General features: G+C 71.1%; 24 protein-coding genes and 1 pseudogene. 17 read left to right on the top strand and 8 right to left on the bottom strand.

Going from position 1 to position 23,043, the window contains the following annotated elements; genetic code table 11:
• Positions 1-58 precede the first annotated feature (58 nt).
• On the top strand, positions 59-1,486 hold the full coding sequence (locus Aiant_RS46790) for an aminotransferase class I/II-fold pyridoxal phosphate-dependent enzyme (RefSeq protein WP_189330071.1): 1,428 nt from the start codon (positions 59-61) through the stop codon (positions 1,484-1,486).
• A 12-nt stretch (positions 1,487-1,498) separates the two neighbouring features.
• On the opposite strand, the gene Aiant_RS41250 is transcribed toward Aiant_RS46790, so the two are convergent.
• From Aiant_RS41250 to Aiant_RS41280, 7 genes are all read right to left on the bottom strand, one after another.
• Positions 1,499-2,443, bottom strand: a complete 945-nt coding sequence (locus tag Aiant_RS41250; protein WP_189330072.1) for a tachylectin-related carbohydrate-binding protein — start codon at positions 2,441-2,443, stop codon at positions 1,499-1,501.
• 104 nt (positions 2,444-2,547) lie between these two features.
• Positions 2,548-5,148: a tetratricopeptide repeat protein gene (locus tag Aiant_RS41255; protein WP_189330073.1), complete on the bottom strand. Its 2,601-nt coding sequence runs from the start codon at positions 5,146-5,148 to the stop codon at positions 2,548-2,550.
• 41 nt (positions 5,149-5,189) lie between these two features.
• A complete protein-coding gene (locus tag Aiant_RS41260; RefSeq protein WP_189330074.1) occupies positions 5,190-5,441 on the bottom strand; it encodes a PRC-barrel domain-containing protein in 252 nt (83 codons plus the stop codon).
• Positions 5,431-5,787 (bottom strand): hypothetical protein, encoded by a 357-nt coding sequence (locus Aiant_RS41265; RefSeq protein ID WP_189330075.1) that lies wholly within the window; start codon positions 5,785-5,787, stop codon positions 5,431-5,433. The genes Aiant_RS41260 and Aiant_RS41265 overlap by 11 nt, the downstream gene beginning before the upstream one ends.
• Position 5,788: 1 nt before the next feature.
• A complete protein-coding gene (locus Aiant_RS41270) occupies positions 5,789-7,021 on the bottom strand; it encodes an NRAMP family divalent metal transporter (protein ID WP_189330076.1) in 1,233 nt (410 codons plus the stop codon).
• Complete coding sequence (locus Aiant_RS41275) at positions 7,018-7,449, bottom strand: hypothetical protein (RefSeq protein ID WP_189330077.1); 432 nt, start codon at positions 7,447-7,449, stop codon at positions 7,018-7,020. Before Aiant_RS41275 ends, Aiant_RS41270 begins: the two co-directional genes overlap by 4 nt.
• 7 nt (positions 7,450-7,456) lie before the next feature.
• Positions 7,457-8,680, bottom strand: a complete 1,224-nt coding sequence (locus Aiant_RS41280; protein WP_189330078.1) for a multidrug effflux MFS transporter — start codon at positions 8,678-8,680, stop codon at positions 7,457-7,459.
• A 35-nt stretch (positions 8,681-8,715) separates the two neighbouring features.
• Between Aiant_RS41280 and Aiant_RS46795 the strand changes: the two genes are divergently transcribed.
• From Aiant_RS46795 to Aiant_RS41350, 14 genes are all read left to right on the top strand, one after another.
• Complete coding sequence (locus Aiant_RS46795; protein WP_189330079.1) at positions 8,716-9,162, top strand: MarR family transcriptional regulator; 447 nt, start codon at positions 8,716-8,718, stop codon at positions 9,160-9,162.
• Positions 9,163-9,220: 58 nt separating this feature from the next.
• Entirely contained in the window at positions 9,221-9,928 is a 708-nt protein-coding gene (locus Aiant_RS41290; RefSeq protein ID WP_189330080.1) for a hypothetical protein, read from the top strand.
• A gap of 122 nt (positions 9,929-10,050) precedes the next feature.
• The gene (locus tag Aiant_RS41295; protein ID WP_189330081.1) at positions 10,051-10,257 is read left to right on the top strand and encodes a heavy-metal-associated domain-containing protein; all 207 of its coding nucleotides are present in this window, start codon (positions 10,051-10,053) and stop codon (positions 10,255-10,257) included.
• A 5-nt stretch (positions 10,258-10,262) separates the two neighbouring features.
• Complete coding sequence (locus tag Aiant_RS41300; protein ID WP_189330082.1) at positions 10,263-11,132, top strand: hypothetical protein; 870 nt, start codon at positions 10,263-10,265, stop codon at positions 11,130-11,132.
• Positions 11,133-11,194: 62 nt separating this feature from the next.
• The gene (locus Aiant_RS41305) at positions 11,195-13,348 is read left to right on the top strand and encodes a heavy metal translocating P-type ATPase (protein WP_229830019.1); all 2,154 of its coding nucleotides are present in this window, start codon (positions 11,195-11,197) and stop codon (positions 13,346-13,348) included.
• 69 nt (positions 13,349-13,417) lie between these two features.
• Positions 13,418-14,353 (top strand): helix-turn-helix domain-containing protein, encoded by a 936-nt coding sequence (locus tag Aiant_RS41310; RefSeq protein ID WP_212846779.1) that lies wholly within the window; start codon positions 13,418-13,420, stop codon positions 14,351-14,353.
• A gap of 67 nt (positions 14,354-14,420) precedes the next feature.
• Positions 14,421-15,599, top strand: coding sequence for a serine hydrolase domain-containing protein (locus Aiant_RS41315; RefSeq protein WP_189330084.1), 1,179 nt, complete (start codon positions 14,421-14,423; stop codon positions 15,597-15,599).
• A gap of 68 nt (positions 15,600-15,667) precedes the next feature.
• Positions 15,668-16,330 (top strand): VanZ family protein, encoded by a 663-nt coding sequence (locus Aiant_RS41320; protein WP_189330085.1) that lies wholly within the window; start codon positions 15,668-15,670, stop codon positions 16,328-16,330.
• A complete protein-coding gene (locus Aiant_RS41325) occupies positions 16,318-16,989 on the top strand; it encodes a response regulator transcription factor (RefSeq protein ID WP_189330086.1) in 672 nt (223 codons plus the stop codon). The genes Aiant_RS41320 and Aiant_RS41325 overlap by 13 nt, the downstream gene beginning before the upstream one ends.
• On the top strand, positions 16,986-18,065 hold the full coding sequence (locus tag Aiant_RS41330; protein WP_280528257.1) for a sensor histidine kinase: 1,080 nt from the start codon (positions 16,986-16,988) through the stop codon (positions 18,063-18,065). The genes Aiant_RS41325 and Aiant_RS41330 overlap by 4 nt, the downstream gene beginning before the upstream one ends.
• Positions 18,066-18,141: 76 nt before the next feature.
• Positions 18,142-18,447 (top strand): COG3415 family protein, encoded by a 306-nt coding sequence (locus Aiant_RS47160; RefSeq protein WP_212846780.1) that lies wholly within the window; start codon positions 18,142-18,144, stop codon positions 18,445-18,447.
• On the top strand, positions 18,375-18,713 hold the full coding sequence (locus Aiant_RS46315; protein ID WP_425322649.1) for a helix-turn-helix domain-containing protein: 339 nt from the start codon (positions 18,375-18,377) through the stop codon (positions 18,711-18,713). The genes Aiant_RS47160 and Aiant_RS46315 overlap by 73 nt, the downstream gene beginning before the upstream one ends.
• 672 nt (positions 18,714-19,385) lie before the next feature.
• On the top strand, positions 19,386-19,637 hold the full coding sequence (locus Aiant_RS41345) for a hypothetical protein (RefSeq protein ID WP_189330088.1): 252 nt from the start codon (positions 19,386-19,388) through the stop codon (positions 19,635-19,637).
• A 506-nt stretch (positions 19,638-20,143) separates the two neighbouring features.
• On the top strand, positions 20,144-21,052 hold the full coding sequence (locus tag Aiant_RS41350) for a DUF4142 domain-containing protein (protein WP_189330089.1): 909 nt from the start codon (positions 20,144-20,146) through the stop codon (positions 21,050-21,052).
• 188 nt (positions 21,053-21,240) lie between these two features.
• Here Aiant_RS41350 and Aiant_RS41355 read toward each other — a convergent pair whose 3' ends face one another.
• Positions 21,241-22,041: an SDR family NAD(P)-dependent oxidoreductase gene (locus Aiant_RS41355; protein WP_212846791.1), complete on the bottom strand. Its 801-nt coding sequence runs from the start codon at positions 22,039-22,041 to the stop codon at positions 21,241-21,243.
• Between the two features lie 47 nt (positions 22,042-22,088).
• On the opposite strand from Aiant_RS41355, the gene Aiant_RS41360 reads away from it, so the two are divergent.
• Both Aiant_RS41360 and Aiant_RS46320 read left to right on the top strand, forming a co-directional pair.
• Positions 22,089-22,688, top strand: a complete 600-nt coding sequence (locus tag Aiant_RS41360; protein ID WP_189330090.1) for a hypothetical protein — start codon at positions 22,089-22,091, stop codon at positions 22,686-22,688.
• A 181-nt stretch (positions 22,689-22,869) separates the two neighbouring features.
• A pseudogene (locus tag Aiant_RS46320) lies at positions 22,870-23,010 on the top strand (IS481 family transposase); the annotation flags it as partial.
• Between the last annotated feature and the right edge of the window lie 33 nt (positions 23,011-23,043).

The raw sequence follows: 23,043 nt of genomic DNA on the forward strand, positions 1-23,043 counted from the left end.
GGCCTTGAGCAGGGACTTCGCCGGGTTTTAAACCGGATAGTGGTGGTATGCCGCGGGGATGGACCAGGATCGGACACCCGTTCTCGAAGCGATCGAGCAGTACCGCGAGGAGGGCGACTACACGTTCGCGCTGCCCGGGCACCGGCTCGGGCGTGGCGTCGACGAGCGAACCGCCCGGGTGCTGTCGCGGGACGCTTTCGCGGCTGACGTGATCTTCGCGAAGGAGGCGGTCGGCGAGGCGGAGAAACTGTTCGCCGAGGCGGTCGGGGCGACCGACGCGGTCTTCGCCACCTGCGGGTCGAGCATCTCCATGCATACCGCGATGCTGGCGCTGCTCGGACCGGGGCGGAAGATCCTCGCCGACCGCAACGTGCACAAGTCGGTGGTCGCCTCGATGATCATGGCGGGTGCCGAGCCGGTCTGGCTGCATCCACGGTGGGATCGCGAGCGGCAGATCGCGCATCCGGCCGGCACCGGTGACGTGGCGGCGGCCCTGGACGCCGATCCGGACATCGCCGCCGTCATGATCATCACGCCTACCGAGTACGGGTGCGGCGCCGATGTGCGGGGCATTGCCGCCCTCTGCCACGGGCGGGGTGTTCCGCTGCTGGTCGACGAGGCGTGGGGAGCGCATTTCCCGTTCCATGAGGGGCTGCCGACCGCGGCGGTCGAGGCCGGCGCGGACCTGGCCGTGCAGAGCCTGCACAAGGCCGGCGGTGGCCTGTGCCAGGCGTCGATGATCCTGGTCGGCGGGGGCGACCGGGTGGATCCGGTCGACCTGCGGCTCCGGCTCGACCTGATCACCACCACCAGCCCGTCGGCACTGCTCTATGCCTCGATCGACGGGTTCCGCCGGCACATGGTCGCCGCCGGTCAGCGGCTGCTGGACTGCGCGCTGGACCGGGCCGACCGGGTTCGGACCCGGCTGAACCGGGTCGCCGGGCTTGCCGTCATGGACGCCTCGGTCATGCGGGAGACCGGGGTCGCCGAGTGGGATCCGCTGAAGCTCAGCATCGACGTCTCCGGGCTGGGGATCACCGGGTATCAGGCCAAGGACTGGTTGCAGGCGGAGAAACGGCTGACCGTGCAGCTCGGCGACTCGCGGCGGGTGGTGTGCTCGCTGACCTTCGCCGACGACGAGGCTGCCGTCGAACGGCTGGCGGAGGCTTGCGAGAGTCTGGCGGCCAAGCCGCCGCAGCCGGATCGGCCGGCGCCGCATGTGCCCAAGCTGGAGAAGCTCGATCTGGAGCAGGCGATGAATCCGCGGGAGGCGTTCTTCGCGCGTACCGAGCAGGTGGCGGATCCGGTGGGGCGGATCAGCGCCGAGATGATCAGTCCGTATCCGCCGGGGGTGCCGGCGATCCTGCCCGGGGAGCGGTTCACCGGGGAGGTGGTCGAGTACCTGCGGGCCGGGCTGGCGGCCGGGATGGTGCTGCCCGACGCGGCCGACCCCGAACTGGCGACCTTCCGCGTCGTGCGGCACTGACAAGGCGGGTCCTCACATCCAGCCGCGGCCGATGATCGGGCCGCCTCCGGTCGGATAGTCCCAGTCCGGCTTGCCGGAATACCAGTCCTGGTGCCGGTTCCACCGCAGGTCGCCGTTCTTGTCGACCATGTAGAGGCCGCCGTCGTAGGCGTTGCCGTCGTTCCAGTCGACTCCGGCCGACTGCACCGTCTGATAGCCGTACGGCCCGCCGTACCAGCCCGCTCCGATGACCCTGCCGGGGTTGGCCGCCCAGTTGTTGCTGGCGCCGCCATCCGGGTCCGTGTACCGGTACCAGCGCATGGTGCCGGTGTTGTCGACGGCGTAGAACGTGCCGGTGGCCGCTGCGGTGACGTACTGGAACCCGCCCCAGCCGACCCCGATCCGGCGGCCGCTGTTGGCGGCCCAGTAGCCGCCCTCACCGGGCACCCCGAGGTACTTGTGCCAGAACAACTGCCCCGACGAGTCGATCGTGTAGAAGACGTTGCCGTGGCGGTCCGGCGTGGAGAGGTTGCAGCCGCCGCTGAACACCTTGCTGAGATTGGCCCACCCGGCGGCGCTCGTCGTGGCGATCCGCACGGCCGCCCCGCTGTTCGCCCACGATCGCGGGCCGGCCTTCCAGTAGTAGCCGTACACACCGGAGCTGTTGACGCAGACGTAAATGTTGTCGTAGGTATAGGCGACGCCGCACGAGGCGATCGAGCTGAACGACTCGAAACCGCTGCCGTTGGAGGACGGCCCGATGAAGCTGCCCAGCCCGGTCTGCCAGTTGTACTGGTAATACATGAGCATCGCGCCGCCCGGCGTCACGATGTTCAGATTGCCGTTCTGCCCCACGACGACAAGGTTCTTCGTCCGTGCCGCGCGTGCCGCACGTACGGTGCCCGGCAGCGCCAGTCCGGCGGCCGCTCCTGTCGCGGCACTGAGTTTGAGCAGCGACCGCCGCGTCATCGTTGTCATGTGTCCTCCCGTGATGCGTTGGCTGAACTGCCGTCGAGTGTCGGGCGCCGCTGCGTGCCGATGGTCTGCTTCGGACGATTTAGGACGCCGTCCGGAGGGCGGCGCTATCGCCGTGCGGAACCCAGCGAGGCAAGCCGGACGCGGATCTGGTCGGCGGCCGCGGGCATGTCGAGGTCGGTGTACAGCTCGACGGCGTGCTGGTAGTCCTGCCGGGCGAGCAGGTGCTCACCCAGGGCTTGGTGGACGGCGCCGAGACCGGCACGGGCAAGTGCCTGCTGGTGGCGGGCACCGATGGTGACGGCGAGGGCCAGGGCGGCACCGAAGTGATGGCGGGCATCCTCGAGGCGACCGGCGCGGTGGCTGGTCTCGGCGAGCCCGTGCAGCGCCCATGCCTGGCCGCATCGGTCGCCGATCTCCCGGAAGACGGCCAGGGCCTGTCGATGATGGTCGGTCGCCGAGCCGTCGTCACCGACGTAGGCGTAATAGCTGCCCAGGCAATTCAGCGCGGCCGCTTCACCCGTACGGTCGCCGAGCCGGCGGGACAGGGGCAGAGCCTGGTGGAAGTGGTCACCTGCCCGCTGATACGCACCGGTCCAGAGGTCTCCGATCCCGGCGCCGATCAGCGCGAACTCCTCACCGGCGAGGTTGCCGGTCCGCCGGCTGCCGGCAAGTGCCTGCGCGAGGTGGTCCAAGCCCGCCGGAGACCCCCAGCGGGCCTCCGCGATGCCGAGATTGGTCAGCGCCCTCGCCTCGACGACGTGGTCGCCGGACTGCCGGCACAGGAGTACGGCCTGCTCGAAGTGGTCGATCGCGGACGCGTAGTGACCCGACTGGGCGTCGATCTCGCCCAGGCTGTTCCGCGCGAGGGCCTGACCGAGTGCGTCACCGGCTTGCCGGTGCAGGTGCAGCGCCCGGCGAAAGTGTTCGACGGCCCGCCCCGGCTGGTTCTGCTGGAGGTCCACGATGCCGAGATTGTTCACCGCGTACGCCTTCGCGGTCGCGTCGTCCACGTCGTCGGCGGCGCGAAGGGCATGGGTGAAGATGATCCGGGCTTCGGTGGGGTGCCCTGCGATCAGGTAGCGGAACAGCGTCCTGGACAGCTGGACGGTGTGAGTGGGCCAGCCATGGGTGGCGGTGTGGACGGCGACGGCCACCAGGGCGGGTCGTTCGGTGTTCAGCCACCGGAGGGCGCCGGCCGGGTCGGCCCAGGTCCGGGGCGACGGGCCGGCCGGGGCGATCCGGGGCCGCCAGTGCGTCTCGGTGGGATGCAGCGTGCTCATGGCCGCGGCGGCCGTGGCGAGGTAGTGGTCGAACACGCGGGTCAGGGCGGCACGGCGGGCGGGTGGGCGGTCCTCGTCGTGTGCCTTGGTGATGGCGTACGTCCGGACGAGGCCGTGGAAGCCGTACCGGCCCGGTGCGGTTTGGTGCAGCAGGTGGTCGCGGTGCAGGTGGTCGAGGTCGGCCTGGGCGGTGGGCACGTCGGTGCCGGCCAGGGCCGCGGCGGCGTGGACGTCCAAGTCCGGGCCCGGGTGCAGGGCGAGTAACCGCAGCAGGCGCTGCCGGCCGGTCGGCAGGTGCTGGTAGGACATGTGCAGGGCGACGTCGACGCCGGTGTCCAGGCGCCGCTGATGGTGGCGCTCGTCCAGCCGATCGGCGTGGTCGCGCAACGTCCAGCCCGGTGTGCGGCGGATGTGCCCGGCAACCAGGCCGAGAGCCAGGGGCAGATATCCGCAGCGCCGGGCGATGCGGGCCGTGGCCTGCGGATCGTCGCGCACGTGACCGTCGGGGACGGCCCGGGTCAGGTACGCCATGGCCTCGCCCGGGGCGAACACGTGGACGGACAGATGGGTCGCGCGGCGCAGAGCGGTCAGCCGGCGCCGGCTGGTGACCAGGGTGAGGCAGCCCGGGGTGTTCGGCAGCAACGGGCGGATCTGCTCGTCGGTGGCGGCGTTGTCCAGCACCGCGAGGGTCCGGGTGCCGGCCAGCCGGGCGCGATAGGCGGCGACCCGCGCGTCCAGGGCGTGCGGAATCTGCTGCCCGGACATCCCGAGCAGACGAAGGAACCCGTCGAGGACGGCGGCCGGCTCGGCCGGTGGCTGGGCCGGGTCGGAGCCGAACCCGCGGAGATCGACGAACAACACCCGCTCGAACGGCTGCTCGTGGTGGAGCAGGTGGCCGGCGTGGACGGCGAGCCGGGTCTTGCCGACCCCGGGCATCCCCTCGATCGCGGCGATCACCTCCGCGTCCGCCCGGCCCGCCACCTGGCGGAGCCGGTCGAGTTCGGCGGCGCGGCCGGTGAATCCAGGTAGATCCGGCGGCAAGCTGTCCTGCACCCGGACCTGGGAAACCGCCTCGATCTCGCCGCCGACGACACGCAGGGCCTGACGCCACGCCGCCGCGTATCCGGCGTCGGGATGCAGCGCCTCGACCACCGCGACCACCAGATCGGGATCCAGCCGCCGCCGGCCGGGCCGGAAGCAGTAGGCGACGGTGGATTTGGACACCAGTTCGCCGGCCGGCCGACCGGCCGAGGTCCAGGCCGCATCGACCCGGCACTTGATCGTCTCGTAGGAGGGACTCCCGGCCCAGACCTTCAACCGGCGCAGCGTTCCGACCAGATCGTCGAGGCTGGCGGCCGGCGCCGGGTCGGGTGGTCCGGTAAACGCGTCTCCCGGCGTGCTCGGTGCGTTCTCGACCCGCCGCATCGTCCATCCCCATCAGCAATGTTCGATGGGGTCCAGGCTAGCTAATCGCCGCGGATCTCGGCGGGGACCTCGTCCCACGGGATCTCGGCCGAGTCGCGGCGCAGGACCAGGCGGGCGAAATGCTCCAGCAGCCACGGGCCGCGCACCTCGTCCCGCTCATAACCGAGCAGGCGTCCCCAGGGCCCCTTCACCACGACGACCGCGGTGATCCGCATGGTGTCCGGGTCGACCACGATGTCGGCGATCCGGCCCCGGCCCGCGACCACCTTGCCCAGCACGTCACTAGCTCTCATCACGCGCTCCCGGGATCCGGTCGATCAGGTGCTCGCGCAGCCAGCCCTCCAGCGGCGGCTCGACGAGCAGCTCCCGCCGCACGCTCAGCTCGACCGCGCTGGTCACCCGGGCGATCAGGTCCACCGGGACGCGGATCGGTGGCTGATCGGGTGGCTCCGACATCCGGCGGGCGACCGCGGCGATCCACCGTCCCAGGGCGCCGCCGATCCGTTCCCCCAGCGCCTGCTGGCCGCAGAGGAGCGCGACGACCGTACCGTCAATGATCTCGATGTCGTCGATCTTGCCGACGGGCTCGCCGTCGGCGTCGACGATCTGCCGGTCCAACAGGTCGAATCCGATCAGCACGTCAGCCTCCGCCCATCCGGGTGACGATCATGAGGGGGATCGCGGCCAGGGCCGCGACGAGGACCACGATCAGGTACACCGTGCCGAGCCCGTTCGCGAGCCGGCCGTTGATCCGGTCGCCGAGGTAGCCGCGGTCGTTGGCGACGACCAGGATCGGCAGGTACGTCAGCGGCAGCGCCACCGCACTGAACACCAGGGTGTACTCGGTCAGCTGGATCGGGTCGATGCTGGTGAACAGCACTGCGACCCCGGCCAGGATGCCGATCATGACGACCGTGTGGAAGCGGGCGGCGTCGCGGGGCTTGCGCAGCTTGCCCCAGTTCCACCCGAAGTACTGCGCCACGGTGTAGCCGGTGGACAGTCCGGTCTCCATCGCCGCCCCGAACGTCGCCGCGAAGAACCCGAGGATCGCCGCGGCCAGGCCCAGCTTGCCGAGCGCGATCGCGGCCGGCATCGCCACCTGCGACAGCGAGTCCACCGACATGTCCAGCGGGTGGAAGACCGTCGCCGAGGTGAGCATCAGGGTGAAGGCGAGCAGCCCGCCGAGCGGGAAGCCGACGAACACGTTGATCCGCGACGTCAGCAGGTCCCTGCTGGTCCAGCGTTCCTCGACCGCGCCGGAGGAGAAGAAGAAGACTTCGTACGGCGTGAGCGCCGACGCGAACAACGCCACCGCCATGAACCAGTACGTCCCCCAGTCCTCGCCGCTGGGCGGCCCCGGATGCGTGGCCTGGTGCAGCAGCTCCGCGCCGTCGGCGGGCAGCCGGAAGTAGGCGATCGCGAACACCACGAGCACCAGCCCGGTCAGCCCGAACACGTTCTCCAGCAGCGAGAACTTGACCCGCCACAGCGCCGCCCAGAGCACGAACGCGACCACCGGTACCCAGAGCAGGTAGTGCACGCTGGTCGCCAGTTGCAGTGCCAGGCCGACACCGCCGATCTCGGCGCCCAGCGTCAGCACCGTGACCAGCAGCGAGCCGGCCAGGTTGGCGAGCGCCACGCGCGGGCCGAGACGCTCGCGGACCAGGTCGAACACGGGACGGCCGCTGACCGCGCTGACCCGGCCGGCCATCTCCGCGTACACGCAGATGCCGACCACGCCGACCACCAGCACCCAGGCGTGCGCGAGGCCGAACCGGGCGCCGGCCTCGGCGTTCGCGACGATGTCACCGATGTCGACGAACCCGCCGATCGCGGTGAGGATGCCGAGGGCTATCGCGAAGAAGCGCTTCATGCGTACGCCTCGACGAACTGCCGCAGCTTCCCGGCGAGGTCGCCGAGCCGGCCGGCGGAGAGTTCCCGGGTCTGATCGTCGTCGGCCGTGCTGGCGTCCCCGAGCGCCACCACCGCCTGCCCCAGCAGCGGACTCAACTCGTCACGCAGCCTCCTCGACGCCTCGTCGGGCGGCCCCTGGGCGGCGAACTTCTGCTGCGCCCCGGCCAGCCCTTTCGTCGCGTCGGCATAGGCCGCCGTGCTGAACGCCCCGGTCACCCGCCCGGCGAGCTGCTGCTCGGCCACCAGCCGCCCGGTCTGCGCGGCGTCGTGGGCGGACTCGGCCACCTGCACCATCGTGCGCGCATAGTGCTGGTAACTCTCCGGCCGGACCAGTTGATGGGCGAGCCCCAGCCACACGATCACCACCGCGCCGGCGGCGATCGCCACTCTTCCGCTACCTGTCACACCGGTCGTATACCCAATATCGCCACGGTTTGGTCAGGACGGTGAGCGCGGCGGCGGAACAGACGACCATGGTGGCGCCCATGGCGACCGCTGTGACGTGACCGGACAGGCTCATCGCCGCGGCGGCGAGGCTGCCGACCAGGAACTGGAGCAACCCCTGCAGGGACGAGGCCGCCCCGGCGGCGGAGCCGTGCCCGGCCAGCGCCAGCGAGGTGGCGTTGGCCAGCACGATGCCCAGCATGGACACCGCCAGGAACAGGCAGACCAGCAGCAGCGGCAGCGGAAGCCGGGCGACGGCGCAGGCGAGCACCCCGGCCGAGCCGAGGGCGGTCACCGACAGGCTGATCCGCAGCAGCCGGCGCTCGTCCGCGACCCGGCCGACCAGCATCGCGCTGACCTGCCCGAACACCACGATGCCCAGCCCGTTGAGACCGAAGACGACGCTGAACTGCTGCGCGGAGAGTCCATAGGCGTCCTGAAGGACGAACGAGGACCCCGAGATGTACGCGAAGACGGTGGCGAACATCAGCGCCGCGGCGACGACGTGGCGCAGGTAGTGCTGGTCGGCGCCGAGCGTACGGAAAGTCCGCAGTGTGGCGCGCGGGTCGGCCGGCGCCCGGCGGTCGGTCGGCAGCGACTCGGGCAGGCTGAAGACGACCGCGAGCAGCAGCGTGGCGCCGATGCCGGCGAGGACCAGGAACACCGCCCGCCAGGTGGCGAAGGCCAGCAGCTGGCCGCCGATGACCGGCGCCACGATCGGCGCCACCCCGTTGACCACCATCAGGGAGGAGAAGAACCGGGTCATCGCGGTGCCCTCGAACAGGTCGCGCACCACGGCCCGGGCCAGGACGGTGCCCGCGGCCGCGCCCAGTGACTGGAGGATCCGGCCGCCGAGCAGCCAGCCGACGGTCGGCGCCAGCGCGCACCAGAGGGATCCCGCGACGTACAGCGTCAGGCCGGCCAGCAGCGGCCGGCGCCGGCCCCAGGTGTCCGAGAGCGGCCCGACGATCACCTGGCCGACGGCCAGCCCGACGACGAACACGGTCAGGGTGAGCTGGACCAGCAGCGCGCTGGTGTGCAGCTCGTGCGCCATGCCGGGCATGGCCGGCAGGTACATGTCGATGGTGAGCGCGCCGAACGCGCTCAGCGAGCCCAGTATCAGGGCCAGCCGCGCCCGGTGTCCCGGCTGGGCCGGCGCCTTAGTTATGAGCACATAATTATGGTGCCATAATCCACTACGCTGTGGCCATGCCCCGTGACGACGCCGACGCCGTGCTGGCCGACCTGGCCGATCTGATCCTCAACGTCGGCCGGCTGGTGCGCTCCCGGACGCCCGAGGAGAGCCCGCGGGTGGTGCCGCTCAACGAGACGGAGCGGCAGGTGATGCGCGTCGTGGACCTGTATCCCGGCGCGGCGCCCAGCGAGATCGCCCGCCGGACCCGGTTGCAGCGCACCAACGTGAGCACGGCGCTGCGCGCGCTGGAGGGCAAGGGGATGATCTCCCGCGCGGCCGCGGCCGGCCGGGGGGTGGCCGTGCACCCGACCGAGCTGGCCGCGTCCAACCTGCGGGTGCTGCGGGAGGGGTGGGCGCGGGAGCTGGCCGGGGTTCTGGGCGACGACCTCGACGCGGTCCGGCAGTGCACGGAGCTGCTCGGCCGCCTGGAACAGCGCCTCACCGCCGATGAGCAAGCCTGATCGGTCCGCGCCTCAGGGCCATGGCGATCAGTGGTCTTGGTCAATAGCCTCGGGGGGTATGAGTGATGTGATCCGTGCTGTCGGGTCCTGGTGTCTGCGGGTGCTGTGGGTGCTGGCCGCGGTTCTCGCGCTGGCCTTCGTGCTGATCGCGTATCACCTGTTCCGGATCGCGGGGCCGGACACGTTCGAGCGGGCCATCGCGGAGGCGCTGATCGAGATCGCGTTCGTCGTGCTCTTCGGTGCGGCCCTCACGCACCTGTTGCAGCGGGCGGCGCGGGTGCGAGCCGACGAGGAGGCGGCGCGCAGGGAACAGCTGGACTTCTTGCGCCGCTTGGCAGCCGTGCACAGTCAGGTGGCCTATGCGCAGCGTCTCATGGACGTTCACCGGTCCGGGAAGACCTATGCCGAGGAGCATCGCCGGCTGATGAGGGTCGTTCCCCTGCTTGAAGAGATCGACATGGATCTGAAGGCGGCGGAGGGGCTGTTCGGGGCGAACCAGTCCGAGATCGAGGAGTCTGTCGAACAGATCGCCGCCTACCTCGCGAAAGGCGGCGCCGAGTACGGGCGCTGCCACGCGAGCGTCGATGCGGCGAGCCACGCCGACTCGGCCCGGACGATTTCCGATATGAGCGATGCGGCATGTGACCTGTCGTGGACGCTGGACTTCCTGAGCAGCGGGAAGGAATTCGTGGCCGGCTACCGGATTCCGCTCACCGCGGCGAAGGCTGCCATGCGCAAGCACGCCTATCGACCACGGGTGCGCTGACCAAGGGCTTGTACCGCGCCGGTGATAAAGCCGGCCCGGTGGGGTACCCCTGGGGGGTATGGGTATAAGGTGATGGGGAGGCGGTGAGCATGCCGCCGTGGTTCTCGTGACAGGAGTTCGTGATGGCGACCCAGACCTACACCGTGACCGGGATGACCTGCTCGCACTGCGTCAGCTCGGTCAGCGCCGAGATCGGGCAACTGCCCGGGGTGACCGGAGTCCAGGTCGACCTGGCGTCCGGCGCGGTCACCGTCACCAGCAACGACCCCCTCGACGAGACCACGGTCGCCGCGGCCGTCGACGAGGCCGGTTACGAGCTCACGAGGTGAGAGCCATGAACACCGCTGTGAAACTCGGCGGCTTCGGGATCGGGCTGGCGGCCGTGTTCACGGCCGCCCTCGGCCTCGGCCGCGTCGCCGGGCACACCCCGGCGCCGCCCGCCGCTCATGACGGCCACACCGCGGCCGAGCCCGTCGACGTCGTACCGGCCGGGCTTCAGATCAGCCAGGACGGTTACCGGCTGACGCCGCTCTCGGCCGCGTTGTCCACCGGCGCTCCGCGAGAATTCCGGTTCCGGATCACCGGACCGGACGGCGTGCCGGTCACCCACTACACCACCAGCCACGACAAGGATCTGCACCTGATCGTGGTCCGCCGCGACCTGTCCGGATTCCAGCACGTGCACCCGGCGCTCGCCGCGGACGGCACCTGGTCGATCCCCCTCGCGGTGCCCGCCGCCGGGCAGTATCGGGTGTTCGCCGACTTCCAGCCCACCGGGCACGACGGGCTCACCCTCGGGGCGGACGTGCCCGCGCCGGGCGACTACCGGCCGATCCCGCTGCCGGCGTCGGCCCGCACCGCCACCGTCGACGGATACACGGTGACCCTCACCGGCGACCTCACCCCGGGCGCCGCGTCCCGGCTGACCCTGTCGGTGAGCAGGGCCGGCCGGCCGGTCACCGACTTGCAGCCCTACCTGGGTGCGTACGGTCATCTGGTCGCCCTGCGCGACGGCGACCTGGCCTTCCTGCACGTGCACCCGGACGGCGAGCCCGGTGACGGCCGCACCGCGGCCGGGCCGGACGTCGTCTTCCACGCCGAGGTCCCGTCGACCGGCGCCTACCGGCTCTACCTGGACTTCCGGCACGGTGGGACAGTGCATACGGCGGAGTTCACCGCGGTCGCCGGCCGGACACACCCATGAAGAGGAGGACACCGGTGACCCTGAAGGTGGCCCCGAACCGGATCGAACTGTCGATCGGTGGCATGACCTGCGCCTCCTGCGCCGCCCGGATCGAGAAGAAGCTCAACCGGATGGACGGCGTCACCGCCACCGTCAACTACGCCACCGAGAAGGCCTCGGTCAGCTACTCCGGTGACGTGACCGCCGACGATCTGATCGCCACGGTGGAGAAGACCGGGTACACCGCCAGCAAGGTGGAGATCGAGCAGCCGCCACCGAGCGACGAACTGCGCGACGCGCGTACCCGGCTGTGGGTCTCGGTGGCGTTGAGCGTCCCGGTGGTGCTGCTGGCGATGGTGCCGGCCTGGCAATTCACCTACTGGCAGTGGCTGTCGCTGACCCTGGCCGCGCCGGTCGTCGTCTACGGCGGCCGGCCGTTCCACAGGGCCGCCTGGACCAACCTGCGGCACGGCGCCGCCACCATGGACACCCTGGTCTCGCTCGGCACCCTGGCCGCTTTCGGCTGGTCGGTCTGGGCCTTGTTCTTCGGTACGGCCGGAACTCCCGGCATGACGCATCCGTTCTCGTTCGCGATCAGCCGCGGCGACGGCACCGGCGCGATCTACCTGGAGGCGGCCGCCGGGGTGACCACGTTCATCCTGGCCGGGCGCTACTTCGAGGCCCGCTCCAAGCGCCGGGCCGGCGCCGCACTGCGCGCCCTGCTCGAGCTCGGGGCCAAGGACGTCACGGTGCTGCGCGACGGTGCCGAGCACCGGATCCCGGTCGCCGACCTGACGGTGGGGGACCGGTTCGTGGTCCGCCCGGGGGAGAAGATCGCCACCGACGGCGTCGTCGAGGACGGCGCGTCCGCGGTCGACGCCAGCCTGCTCACCGGCGAGTCGGTGCCGGTCGAGGTCGGGCCGGGCGACACCGTGGCCGGCGCCACGGTCAACGCCGGCGGCCGGCTGATCGTGCGGGCCACCCGGGTCGGCGCCGACACCCAGCTCGCCCGGATGGCCCAGCTCGTCGAGCAGGCCCAGAACGGCAAGGCGCCGGTGCAGCGGCTCGCCGACCGGATCTCCGGGATCTTCGTGCCGATCGTCATCACCCTCGCGGCGGCGACGCTCGGCTGGTGGGTCGGCGCCGGAGCCGGATGGACGGCCGCGTTCACCGCCGCGGTGGCCGTGCTGATCATCGCCTGCCCGTGTGCGCTCGGGCTGGCCACGCCGACCGCGCTGCTGGTCGGCACCGGCCGCGGCGCCCAGCTCGGCATCCTGATCAAGGGCCCGCAGGTCCTCGAGTCGACCCGCGCCGCCGACACGATGGTCCTGGACAAGACCGGCACCGTCACCACCGGCCGGATGACCCTGGTCGATGTGGTGCCCGTCGGCGCGCAGGACCGGGACGAGCTGCTGCGCCTGGCCGGTGCGGTCGAGGCCGCCTCCGAGCACCCGATCGCCCAGGCCATCGCCCGGGCCGCCGCCGAGCAGGGGCCGCTCGCCCCGGTCACCGGGTTCGCCAACCTGGAAGGACTCGGCGTCACCGGCACCGTCGAGGGCCGCGAGCTGCTGATCGGCCGGGCGCGGCTGCTGCGCGAGCGGGGCTACCCCGTGCCGGCCGGGATCGAGCAGGCCGGCCGGACCTCGGTGCTGGTCGGCTGGGACGGGCAGGTCCGCGGCGTCCTCGCGGTCGCCGACGTGGTCAAACCGACCAGCCGGCAGGCGATCGCCGCGCTGCGCGAGCTGGGGCTGACCCCGGTGCTGCTCACCGGCGACGACGAAGTGGTCGCCCGGGCGGTCGCCGCCGAGGTCGGCATCGACGAGGTGATCGCCGAGGTGCTGCCGGCCGACAAGGTCGACGTGATCAAACGGCTCCAGGAGCAGGGCAGGGTCGTGGCGATGGCCGGCGACGGCGTGAACGACGCGGCCGCGCTCGCCCAGGCCGACCTCGGACTGGCCATGGGCACCGGCGCCGACGTCGCGATCGAGGCCTCCGACCTGACCCTGGTCCGCGGCGACCTGACCGCCGCCGTGGACGCGATCCGGCTGTCCCGCCGCACCCTGCGGATCATCAAGAGCAACCTGTTCTGGGCCTTCGCCTACAACGTGGCCGCCCTGCCGCTCGCGGCGGCCGGGCTGCTCAACCCGATGATCGCCGGGGCGGCGATGGCCTTCTCGTCGGTGTTCGTGGTCGCCAACAGCCTGCGGCTGCGCCGCTTCACCACCGTCGGCGGATGAGCGGGTGCCGGATCGGTGTCACCGATCCGGCACCTTCGCTTCGCCCGGCAACAGGTCTAGCGTTGGTCCATGGCCGCGGTGTACGCCGAGACGTTCGACAGCCAGGATCTGGACCAGGTCGAGGAGTTCGTCAGCAGGATCTACTCGAAGATGCGGATCGGCGCCGTCGGCGAGCACACCCGCGCCCGCATCAACCGGCGGGCCCTGTCGCCCGAGGTGGGCTTCGACGATCTCGACTACAGCTTCGACATCGGATACGCCGCCGAACCACCGGACCTGCTGATCATCTGCGACGTCGTGTCGGAGACGATCCGGTCGGGCGACGACACCTTCGGGCCCGGCGACCAGTTCCTGATCAGCCGGCCCGGGCTTCCGTACGCCGGGATGGCGCACTCGCCGCGACTCCGGTTCACACTGCTCGACCCGGCCCTGCTCGCCCGGACGGCCACCCCGGACGGCAGGCCGGTACGCCTGCTGGGCCATCGCCCGATCTCCGGGCGGGCCCAGTCACAACTCCGCCGCGCCATCGCCTACGTCCGTGACGAGGTGATGGCGGCGCCGTGCGGGCCGATGACCCCGCTGATGATCTCCACGGCGAGCCAGTTGCTGGCCGCGAGCGTGCTGCACACCTACCCCAACACGGCCATGGGCGAGACGACCCGGATCGATCGCCGCGACGCGGGCCGGGGCGCGCTGCGCCGGGCCGTGGCGTTCGTCGAGAACAACCCGGAGCTGGATCTCACCGTGGCCGACATCGCCCGAGCGGCCGGTGTGACCCCACGCGCGCTGCAACTGATCTTCCGCCGGGAGCTCGACACCACCCCGATGGCCCACCTGCGCCGGATCCGGCTCGACCGCGCCCACCACCAACTGCGCGCGGCGACCGCGGGCGGCCGGGAGACCGTCGCCGCCATCGCCGTACGCTGGGGGTTCACTCCCGCCCGCTTCGCGCGGCAGTACCTTGCCGCGTACGGGCAACTGCCCAGCCGGACCCTGCGCGAGTGATCAGGTATCGCGAACGTATCGAAAACCGCATACGCCGCCGCAACCGCCGCTCGTCTTGAGTGGACGGATGAACCCGATCACTTCCCAACCGGTCGACCGCCGACGAGTGCTCGCCCTGGGCGGGCTGACGGCCGCCGCGGTGCCACTGGCCGGCCTGCAAGACACGCCCGCCGCCGGGGACTACGACCGATATCTGCGGCAGCTGGCCGCCGCGGGCCGGTTCTCCGGCGTGGTGCTCCTCTCGCACCGGGGCCGGACGGTCCTGTCCCGGGCCTACGGCATGGCCGACGAGCAGCGGCGGATCCCCAACCAGCCGGGCACCGCGTTCAGCCTCAGCTCGGCCGGCAAGCCGTTCTGCGCCGTCGCCGTCCTGCAACTGGCCCAGCGCGGCAAGCTTCAGCTCGACGACCCGATCGGCAAGCACCTGAGCGGCTTCGCCACGGAGGTGGCCGAGCAGGTCACCATCCACCACCTGCTCTCCGGCTGCTCCGGGCTGGTCTCGCCGCCCGAGGAGGTGCGCCGCGTCTTCCACAGCCGCGACGAGGTGCACGAGTTCTTCGTGCGGCGCGCCCGTCAGGCCAGGCTGGTGGGTGTTCCCTGGGTGCCCAGCACCGAGCACGCGGAGGCCGAGGCGATCATCCCGCCGCTGGTCGTGGAGGCGGTGTCCGGGATGACGTACTGGGACTACGTGCAGAAACACATCTTCGACCGCTGTGGCATGACCGGCTCCGGCTTCTTCACCCGCGACCAGTGGCTGCGCGACCCGCACCTCGCCCACCCGTACATGCAGGTGGCCGACGGCCGCGTCGTGGACGCCCTGCACCACCTCGACCAGGGCAGCCCGTTCGACTACGTGCTGGGCAAGAACCCGGGGCGCGCGTTCATCGACGCTCCCGGGGACGGCGGCTTCGCCACCGCGCCGGACCTGGTCCGCTTCGTCCGGGCACTGGGCGACGGCACGCTGCTGGACCGGCCCTGGGCCGACGTGCTGACCGCCGCCCGGATCCCGCACGGGTCCGGCTCGTTCGCGGGCTACGGCCTGGTGGCCGACATCGTCGGCGGCCAGTGGATGTTCCAGCGGGCCGGCGGCAATCCCGGCGTCGGCGCCAACTGGAGCAGCTACCCGGACACCGGCTGGACCGGCGTCATCCTCGCCAACCGTGACGGTGCGTCCCTGATCGACGTCCTCGCGCAGGAGACGCTCGCCGTCACCGGAGTCTGGACCGGCGGCGGCGCGGGCGGCTGAGCGGTGTATCGCCGGCATATCGAAAACCGCATACGCCCTGGCAACGGCCCACCGCCTGTAATGAACACATGAACCGCACCGCAAGGGTCACGACGGCGCTCGTGGCGATCCTGGGCATGGCGGGCGTCCTGTTCCTGATCCGGGGCCCGCTGCTGATGACCGCCCCGGCCTGCCTGTCCGGGCGCTGGCACGGCTGCTACGACACCTTCAACGGCCCACTGCTGATGATGCTGCTCGGCCTGCCGCTGCCGGCCCTGCTGGTGTGGGCGCTGGCCCGCTTCCGCAGGGCCGCCGGCGGCCTGGCGTGGCGGCTGTCGGCGGCCGAGGTGGGCATGGTCTACGGGACGGTCCCGATGGTCTGGCTGACCCTGCAACCCGGCCCGGGCGCCGGGATCGTCCCGGGCCGGGTCAGCCTGGTCCCGCTGATCGACCTGATGACGATGGGCCCGATCGGGATCGGCGGCAACCTGCTGGTCTTCGCCGCGCTGGGCTTCTTCGCCCCGATGCGCTTCGCCGCGCTGGCCTCCGTGCCGCGGATCCTGGCGCTCGGCGCAGCCTGCTCGGTCGTGGTCGAGACCGCTCAATACGTCTTCCAGCTGGACCGGGTCTCGTCCGTCGACGACGTCCTGGTCAACGCGACCGGCGCCGCCCTGGCCGCGCTCGCGTCGCGCCGCTGGTGGCGCACCCGCACGCGGCAACCGGCACATAAGGTTCAGGAATGCGTGTATTGATCGTGGAGGACGAGCCCGACCTGGCCGAGGCCGTCCGGGACGGGCTGCGGCTGGAGGCGATCGCCGCCGACATCGCCGGCGACGGCGACACCGCGCTGGAGCTGCTCGGCGTCAACGCCTACGACCTGGCCGTGCTGGACCGCGACGTCCCCGGGCCGTCCGGCGACGAGATCGCCCGGCGCATCGTCGCCTCGGGCAGCGGCATCCCGATCCTCATGCTCACCGCCGCCGACCGGATCGACGACAAGGCCTCCGGTTTCGAGCTGGGCGCCGACGACTACCTCACCAAGCCGTTCGACCTGCGCGAGCTGGTGCTGCGGCTGCGGGCCCTGGACCGCCGGCGCGGGCACGCCCGGCCACCGGTCCGCGAGATCGCCGGCCTGCGGGTGGACCCGTTCCGCCGGGAGGTGTTCCGCGACGGCCGCTACGTCGCACTCACCCGCAAGCAGTTCGCCGTGCTGGAGGTCCTCGTCGCCGCCGAGGGCGGGGTCGTCAGCGCCGAGGACCTGCTGGAGCGTGCCTGGGACGAGAATGCCGACCCGCTCACCAACGCCGTCCGGATCACCGTCTCCGCCCTGCGCAAACGCCTCGGCGAGCCGTGGATCATCGCCACCGTCCCCGGTGTCGGCTACCGCATCGACACCGGGAGCCCGCAGTGAGCGCTCATTTCAAACTCACCCTCAGCTACGTCGGGTTCCTCATGCTCGCCGGCGCCCTGCTGCTCGCGACGGTCTGGGTGTTCCTGCTGCGTTACGTCCCGGACCGCGCGCTCCTGATTCCCGCCTCGCCCGGACTCCCCGCCGGCAGCGTCTTCCCGGTCCGGTCCGATCTGCTGCGGGCCTTCGCCCCGCGGGCGGCCGAAGCCCTCCTCTTCCTGCTGCTGTTCGGGCTCATCGGAGGCTGGATCCTGGCCGGCCGGATGCTCGCGCCGCTGACCCGGATCACCGAGGCGGCCCGGACGGCCGGGAGCGGCTCGCTGTCGCACCGGATCCGGATGACCGACCGGCACGACGAGTTCCGCCAGCTCTCCGACACCTTCGACGCGATGCTCGACCAGCTCGAATCACACGTCGCCGAGCAGCGCAGGTTCGCCGCGAACGCGTCGCACGAGCTGCGCACCCCGCTGGCCATCTCCCGGACGCTGCTCGACGTCGCCCGCCGCGACCCCGCCCACGACCCGCTCCTCGACCGCCTGCACGCCGCCAACCAGCGGGCGATCGACCTCATCGAGGCGCTGCTGCTGCTCAGCCGCGGCGACAGCGGTACCTTCACCCGCGAGGACGTCGACCTCTCGCTGCTCGCCGAGGAGGCCGCCGAAACCCTGCTGCCCCTCGCCGAGCAGCGCGACATCGCCCTGGAGGTCACCGGCGGGGCGGCGCAGGTCAACGGCTCTGCCGAGCTGCTGTCCCGCCTGGTGACGAACCTGGTGCAGAACGCGATCGTCCACAACCTGCCCACCGGCGGCGCCGTGACCGTCCACACCGCGACGGAGGGCGTCACCGGCGTGCTGCGGGTGGAGAACACCGGCCCGCGGCTGCCACCCGATCTGATCCCGACCCTGACCGAGCCCTTCCAGCGCGGCACCGAACGCGTCCGCACCGACGAGCACGCCGCCGTCGGGCTCGGCCTGGCCATCGTGCACAGCGTGGTCCGAGCCCACCACGGGACGCTCGACCTCACACCGCGCCGGAGCGGTGGCCTGCTCGTCACCGTGCGCCTGCCTGGATCGGGATGAAGCTCGCCGCGTGCCGTCTAGTGCCTCGTTTTTGAATGTTGGCCGTGTAATCCGTCGGTTTGAAGCCGCTTCGGGCATGGTGTCTCGCTCGCTGTTGTGTGGGGGTGATGCCGGGTGGGCCGACGCCCGGAAGTGGTCGTGCGGGCGCTGTCGATGGCAGAAGATCACGCGGACCGCGAAGAACCCGGTCAAGCTGCGCCGGGCGATCGTCGTGCTGATGTCCGGCCAGGGCCAGCCGGCGCCGGACATCGCCTATCTGCTCAAGGCCACCGAGGACTACGTCCGCGACGTGATCCACGCGTTCAGCGAGTGGGGGTTCGACGCGCTGGAGGGGGCACACCGAACAAGATCAGTGAGCAGGTCCGCGACTGGATCTGCGTGATCGCCCGGTGTGACCCCCGCTTCCTCGGCGAACCCTTCTCCTGCTGGTCCTTGACGAAGCCGCATGACTACCTGATCGCCAGCGGCCGGGGCGCCACGATCAGCGTCGAGACGGTCCGGCGGATCCTGCACGAACACGGCGTCATCCGGCAGACCTCGAAGACCTGGAAGGCCGGCAACGACCGCGACTTCACCGCCAAGATGCGGCGGGTCCTCGACCTCTACGACCGCCCACCCGCCGGCGGGCCGGGTCGTCTGCGTCGATGAGTTGGGGCCGCTGAACCTGCAGCCCCGGCCGGGCAAAGCCTGGAGACCGCGGGCAAGCCGGTCAGGCTCCGGGCGACCCATCACCGTGACCACGGTGTCCGGCACATGATCGCTACCGGATCCGGGACCGGGCGAGTTCCTCGCCTTCCTCAAGAGCCTGCGACGCCGCTGGCCAGGCCAGATGTGTTGTCCACGAGCGTTGTTGACGGCGTGGCCTTTGTTCGCGAATTTGGGGCTCTGGCGCAAACTGTGTGATGCCGCCGAGCAACTACTTCCTCACGTGGTCGGCCCAGCCCACGCCACACCGGGTCCCGAGCAACGGCAGAGGTGCCACCCGCTACCAATTAGGTGATAGTCAAACAAGCCGCCCGGGCAATCGGCCTCGATCGCCTTCCGCAGGGCCGGCTGAACCGAACCGAGGTGCCGCATTCCGCGGACCGCAGCACCCTCAAAGCCGGGCTGACGGACGGAGCCTGGTCGGCGAGGTGCCGACCGACGTCGACGCGCTCGATGTCGCCGAGTGCGGTAAGGCTGTCGAGCGCCTGACGCCAGAGTCGGCGGGCCTTCCCGGGGTCGGTGGCGGCGACGCAGTGCGCGGGTGATGGGGAGCGGCATCCGCAGCCGCCGCGCGATCCGCAGGGCCCCGTCTGCCATCGCGCGGGCTTGTGCCGGATGTCCGGCGCGCAGCAGGGTGACGGCGCACTCGGCGGCCACCTTCGTCTGCGCCATCCGGTCGTTGGACTGCACGACGATGTCGAGGGCGAGCGGCCGGGGCCGATGTCGTCGCTGATGCTGGCGGTAGGGGCGCCGGCGGCGTTGAGAATTTCTGCGACCAGTGCTGAGCTCTACCGCTTGGCGGGTCCGGGCAACCGTGTCGCTCGGGTGGGCCGAGAAAGCCCGGCAGACCTCGTGCTGAAACGGTGACGTCGGCCGGTGACGCCGCGGACGCCCGAGGTGCGGGCCGCGCCACCGTCCTCTCATGAACGGTTCCTTTAGCGGAAGGGATGGGTGGTGGGAAGGTCGCCTGATCCCCATCGGAGCGGACCGCGACAAGCATGTTTCGGAGATCGCACCATGCAACGAGCGCTCGTCGTGGCCATGGATCTCCGCTGCCATGAGTTCAGCGCGGACGATGCCGACATATTCGGGAGATCGGGTTTCGGCAGTTGTGGCGTTGTTCGTTTCGAGAGGCGAGCGCATTTTCGGACGGCGCAGTCGATCTTTTGTCGCCGATATGGTCGAGGAAGTTAAGTGTTGCCTTAGGAAACGCCAGATCCGGCCGTTGATCTCCAGATTCCGGTTAGGCTCCGAGCCGCTCGGGGTGGGGCCGGATCCGGTCCGGCGGCATGCCTCATGCCGGACGCGTGCGGTGCGGAACGGCCCCGCGCGGAACGGGCTTCGCTGCTGGCGGGTGGAAGGCGGAGATGGGCATGATCGGCAGCGATCGACGGGCACGGTACGTCGTGGCCGCGCTGGTCCGCATGCTGGTGATCCCGCCCGCGCTGCTCGGGATGCTGATCCTGCCGGCCGCGTCAGCCCGGGCGGCCGATGACGCAGCGACCCCGACCGACCTGGCGTTCATCCGCCGCGTGCACCTGACGGCGACCGGGGCCGGCGCGGCCAGCGCGCTGGCCCGGGGGATGAGCGTGAACGGCGCGGTCACGAGAATGGCACAGCAGGTCAGCACAGAATGCGAGCAGCTCGACGGCCTGAGCCGGAGCGCGGCCGGGACACTGGGGGTCGCGCTCGACGATCCATTGCCCGCCGAACAGCGGAGCACCCTCGCGGCCCTGCAACAGAGCGTGGGAGCGACGTTCGACACCGGATTTGTCGCCTACCTCTGGCGCGCCGACAGTGAGCTGCTCCCGATCGCGACGACGGTGAGGGGCACGACGGGTAATCCGATCGTGCGCCGGCTCGCTCAGCGGGCCGAGGCGGTCACCGCGGCACAGTTGCCGAGGCTGCAGGGCAGCGGCCTGTTGACGATGACAGTTCTACCGTCCGTCGCGGCGACCAGCCCGGTCAGCCGGCTGCCCGGCGGGGTGCCGATGGATGGGCAGGTGATGGCGCAGGCGCGCGAGGGCACCGGGTATCTCGTCCCGCCGGCATGGAGCAGAGTCACCGTGCTGGTCGTCGCCACCGGCGTGGCGGGGGTCCTGTCGTGGCGCCTGTTGATCGGGTCCCGAGGTGGCCGCGGCCGTGCCCGCCGGACCCCCGCGGGGCGCCGGTGGCACCGAGAGCCGACCCGGCCGGAAACCGGCCGTCCGGCGGGCCCTCGGCACCGGAGAGCGACCGTGCCAGAAACCCGCCGGCTCCGACCACGTCATCCACCGCCGTGACGACGTACCAGATGACATCAGGCCCTCAGCATGCGGTGATCCGACGGCTGAGCACGGCAGAGCGCAGCAGCGGCAGGTGGATCCGCGCTGCATCGCTCAGCTCGCTGAAATGCGAACCCGCGTTGGCATCGAGGTGTGTTCATGCGCGGCGTCGCGCGAACCGAAAAGCGATTTGCTCAGCTGTCGGGTCACGACGACTGCCGTGTCGACAGCAGGGCCTCGGTACGCTCGCGCAGCCGAGCACGAAACACCAAGTCGTACGCCTGATCGAGCGCCCGCCCCACCCGCATGCCGTTGAAGTAGCGGCCGGTCACCCCGTCCAGGTCCGGGTCGGCGACCAGGCGCAATGTCGCCTGCAACCCCTGTTCCAGCGAGTCGATCGTGCCGTAACGGGACTCATGCACCATCGTGGTCGGCATCAGTGACGCGGGGTGAAGGCAGTTGGCCGTCACACCCGTGCCGGCCAGTTCGTCGGCGAGGTCGAAAGTGTGGGCGATCAGTGCCAGCTTGGAGCGCCGGTACGCCTCGACCCCGTCGTACTCCCGTTCCATCATCAGATCGTCGAGCTCGATCGGACGCTGCCCGACTGACGCGACATTGACGATCCGGGCGGAAGCGGCCCGGTGCAGAACCGGCAGCAGCAGCCTGGTCAGCAGATACGGGGCCAGATAGTTGACCGCGAAGCGCAACTCGTAGCCGTCGCGGGACAGCTCGCGACCGGCACCCGGCGCACCGAACCCCACGCCGGCATTGTTGACCAGCACGTCGAGCCGGTTCGTATGTTCGGCGGCCCGGGCGGCAAGCCCGCGCACCTCGTCGAGCGATGACAGGTCCGCCCGGATCGCCACGGCCCCGGTCTCGTCGGCGACGGCAGCCAGTCGCGCGGGGTCGCGGCCGTGAACGATGAGCTGGTGTCCGGCGCGGGCCAGCTCGGTCGCCAGCGCCCTGCCCAGCCCGTCGGAGGCTCCGGTGATCAGAATGTTCGCCACGGGTCCCAGTCTGCCGTGGCTGCGCGGTTTGGTGGGATGCTCGGGAGATGAGCGGAACCGACGCCACAGTGAGCACCCTGCGGCGCCCCGCGCCCGGATGGGTCGCACCGCTGTTCGCTGTTCTGGGCGCGGCCACCATCCCGTGGACCGTCTACCTCTCGCTCACCCTGCCGCAGCGGACCCACACCGGCAACTACCGGGTCGCCTGGGTCGGTTTCGACGTGTTGCTGGTCATCGGCCTGCTCGCCACGGCCTATCTGGCCTGGCGCGGCCGGCAGCGGGTCGGGCTGCTGGCCGGCGCCACCGCCACCCTGCTGGTGGTCGACGCCTGGTTCGACGTGACGCTGTCGACGCGATCCGAGCTGACCTCGGCCATCGTTTCCGCGGTGCTGATCGAGATCCCGCTGGCGGTGCTGTGCGGGTGGATCGCGCTGCACGTCGACCGGCTCGTCGAGCACCGCCTGCGCCGGCTGGCCCGGCAGACCGCCCGGCTGCGTGCCCAGACCTCAGCCTTGACGCTGGACAGCCCGCGACGTCTGCGCGGTGAGGCCCGGCTCCAGCAGATCCTGCGTGAGCAGGCGCTGCTGGGGCAGATCGAGTCGGCCGACGGCGGGCCGACCGGGGCTGCGAAGGGCGACCTGCGTTGACCCTTCAAGGGCAAGAGGTCGTCCGCAAGGTGCGGCAGGGCGCCGCTCACGACCGACACCCGCTTTCCGGTACGCCCGAAGCGCACCCGGTGAAGACGGCCCGGCCGTTACCGTTACGGCCACCTGACACCGGCCGAACTCGAAGCCCGCATTTGAGCCCTGCGGACCCAGCTCAAACGCGGGGCCGGGCCGCCTCGGCCCCCTACTGGGTATGCCCGCCTCGACCGTGCACGCGGTTCTGACCCGCCACAATCCGCACCGCCTCGCCTGGTTGGACCGCCCGACCGGTCAGCTGACCCGCCGCGACCGGCCCGGCGAACTCCAAAAGCTGCGCCGCGCCACGCCCGGCATCCCG

This window comes from Actinoplanes ianthinogenes (assembly GCF_018324205.1).
Taxonomy (GTDB): Bacteria; Actinomycetota; Actinomycetes; order Mycobacteriales; family Micromonosporaceae; genus Actinoplanes; species Actinoplanes ianthinogenes.

Coding starts and splice junctions, on each gene's coding strand:
- Aiant_RS46790 (WP_189330071.1), top strand. CDS start 59: ATGGACCAGGATCGGACACCCGTTCTCGAAGCGATCGAGCAGTACCGC.
- Aiant_RS41250 (WP_189330072.1), bottom strand. CDS start 2,443: ATGACAACGATGACGCGGCGGTCGCTGCTCAAACTCAGTGCCGCGACA.
- Aiant_RS41255 (WP_189330073.1), bottom strand. CDS start 5,148: ATGCGGCGGGTCGAGAACGCACCGAGCACGCCGGGAGACGCGTTTACC.
- Aiant_RS41260 (WP_189330074.1), bottom strand. CDS start 5,441: ATGAGAGCTAGTGACGTGCTGGGCAAGGTGGTCGCGGGCCGGGGCCGG.
- Aiant_RS41270 (WP_189330076.1), bottom strand. CDS start 7,021: ATGAAGCGCTTCTTCGCGATAGCCCTCGGCATCCTCACCGCGATCGGC.
- Aiant_RS46795 (WP_189330079.1), top strand. CDS start 8,716: ATGCCCCGTGACGACGCCGACGCCGTGCTGGCCGACCTGGCCGATCTG.
- Aiant_RS41290 (WP_189330080.1), top strand. CDS start 9,221: ATGAGTGATGTGATCCGTGCTGTCGGGTCCTGGTGTCTGCGGGTGCTG.
- Aiant_RS41295 (WP_189330081.1), top strand. CDS start 10,051: ATGGCGACCCAGACCTACACCGTGACCGGGATGACCTGCTCGCACTGC.
- Aiant_RS41300 (WP_189330082.1), top strand. CDS start 10,263: ATGAACACCGCTGTGAAACTCGGCGGCTTCGGGATCGGGCTGGCGGCC.
- Aiant_RS41305 (WP_229830019.1), top strand. CDS start 11,195: ATGACCTGCGCCTCCTGCGCCGCCCGGATCGAGAAGAAGCTCAACCGG.
- Aiant_RS41310 (WP_212846779.1), top strand. CDS start 13,418: ATGGCCGCGGTGTACGCCGAGACGTTCGACAGCCAGGATCTGGACCAG.
- Aiant_RS41315 (WP_189330084.1), top strand. CDS start 14,421: ATGAACCCGATCACTTCCCAACCGGTCGACCGCCGACGAGTGCTCGCC.
- Aiant_RS41320 (WP_189330085.1), top strand. CDS start 15,668: ATGAACCGCACCGCAAGGGTCACGACGGCGCTCGTGGCGATCCTGGGC.
- Aiant_RS41325 (WP_189330086.1), top strand. CDS start 16,318: ATGCGTGTATTGATCGTGGAGGACGAGCCCGACCTGGCCGAGGCCGTC.
- Aiant_RS47160 (WP_212846780.1), top strand. CDS start 18,142: ATGGTGTCTCGCTCGCTGTTGTGTGGGGGTGATGCCGGGTGGGCCGAC.
- Aiant_RS41345 (WP_189330088.1), top strand. CDS start 19,386: ATGTCCGGCGCGCAGCAGGGTGACGGCGCACTCGGCGGCCACCTTCGT.
- Aiant_RS41350 (WP_189330089.1), top strand. CDS start 20,144: ATGATCGGCAGCGATCGACGGGCACGGTACGTCGTGGCCGCGCTGGTC.
- Aiant_RS41360 (WP_189330090.1), top strand. CDS start 22,089: ATGAGCGGAACCGACGCCACAGTGAGCACCCTGCGGCGCCCCGCGCCC.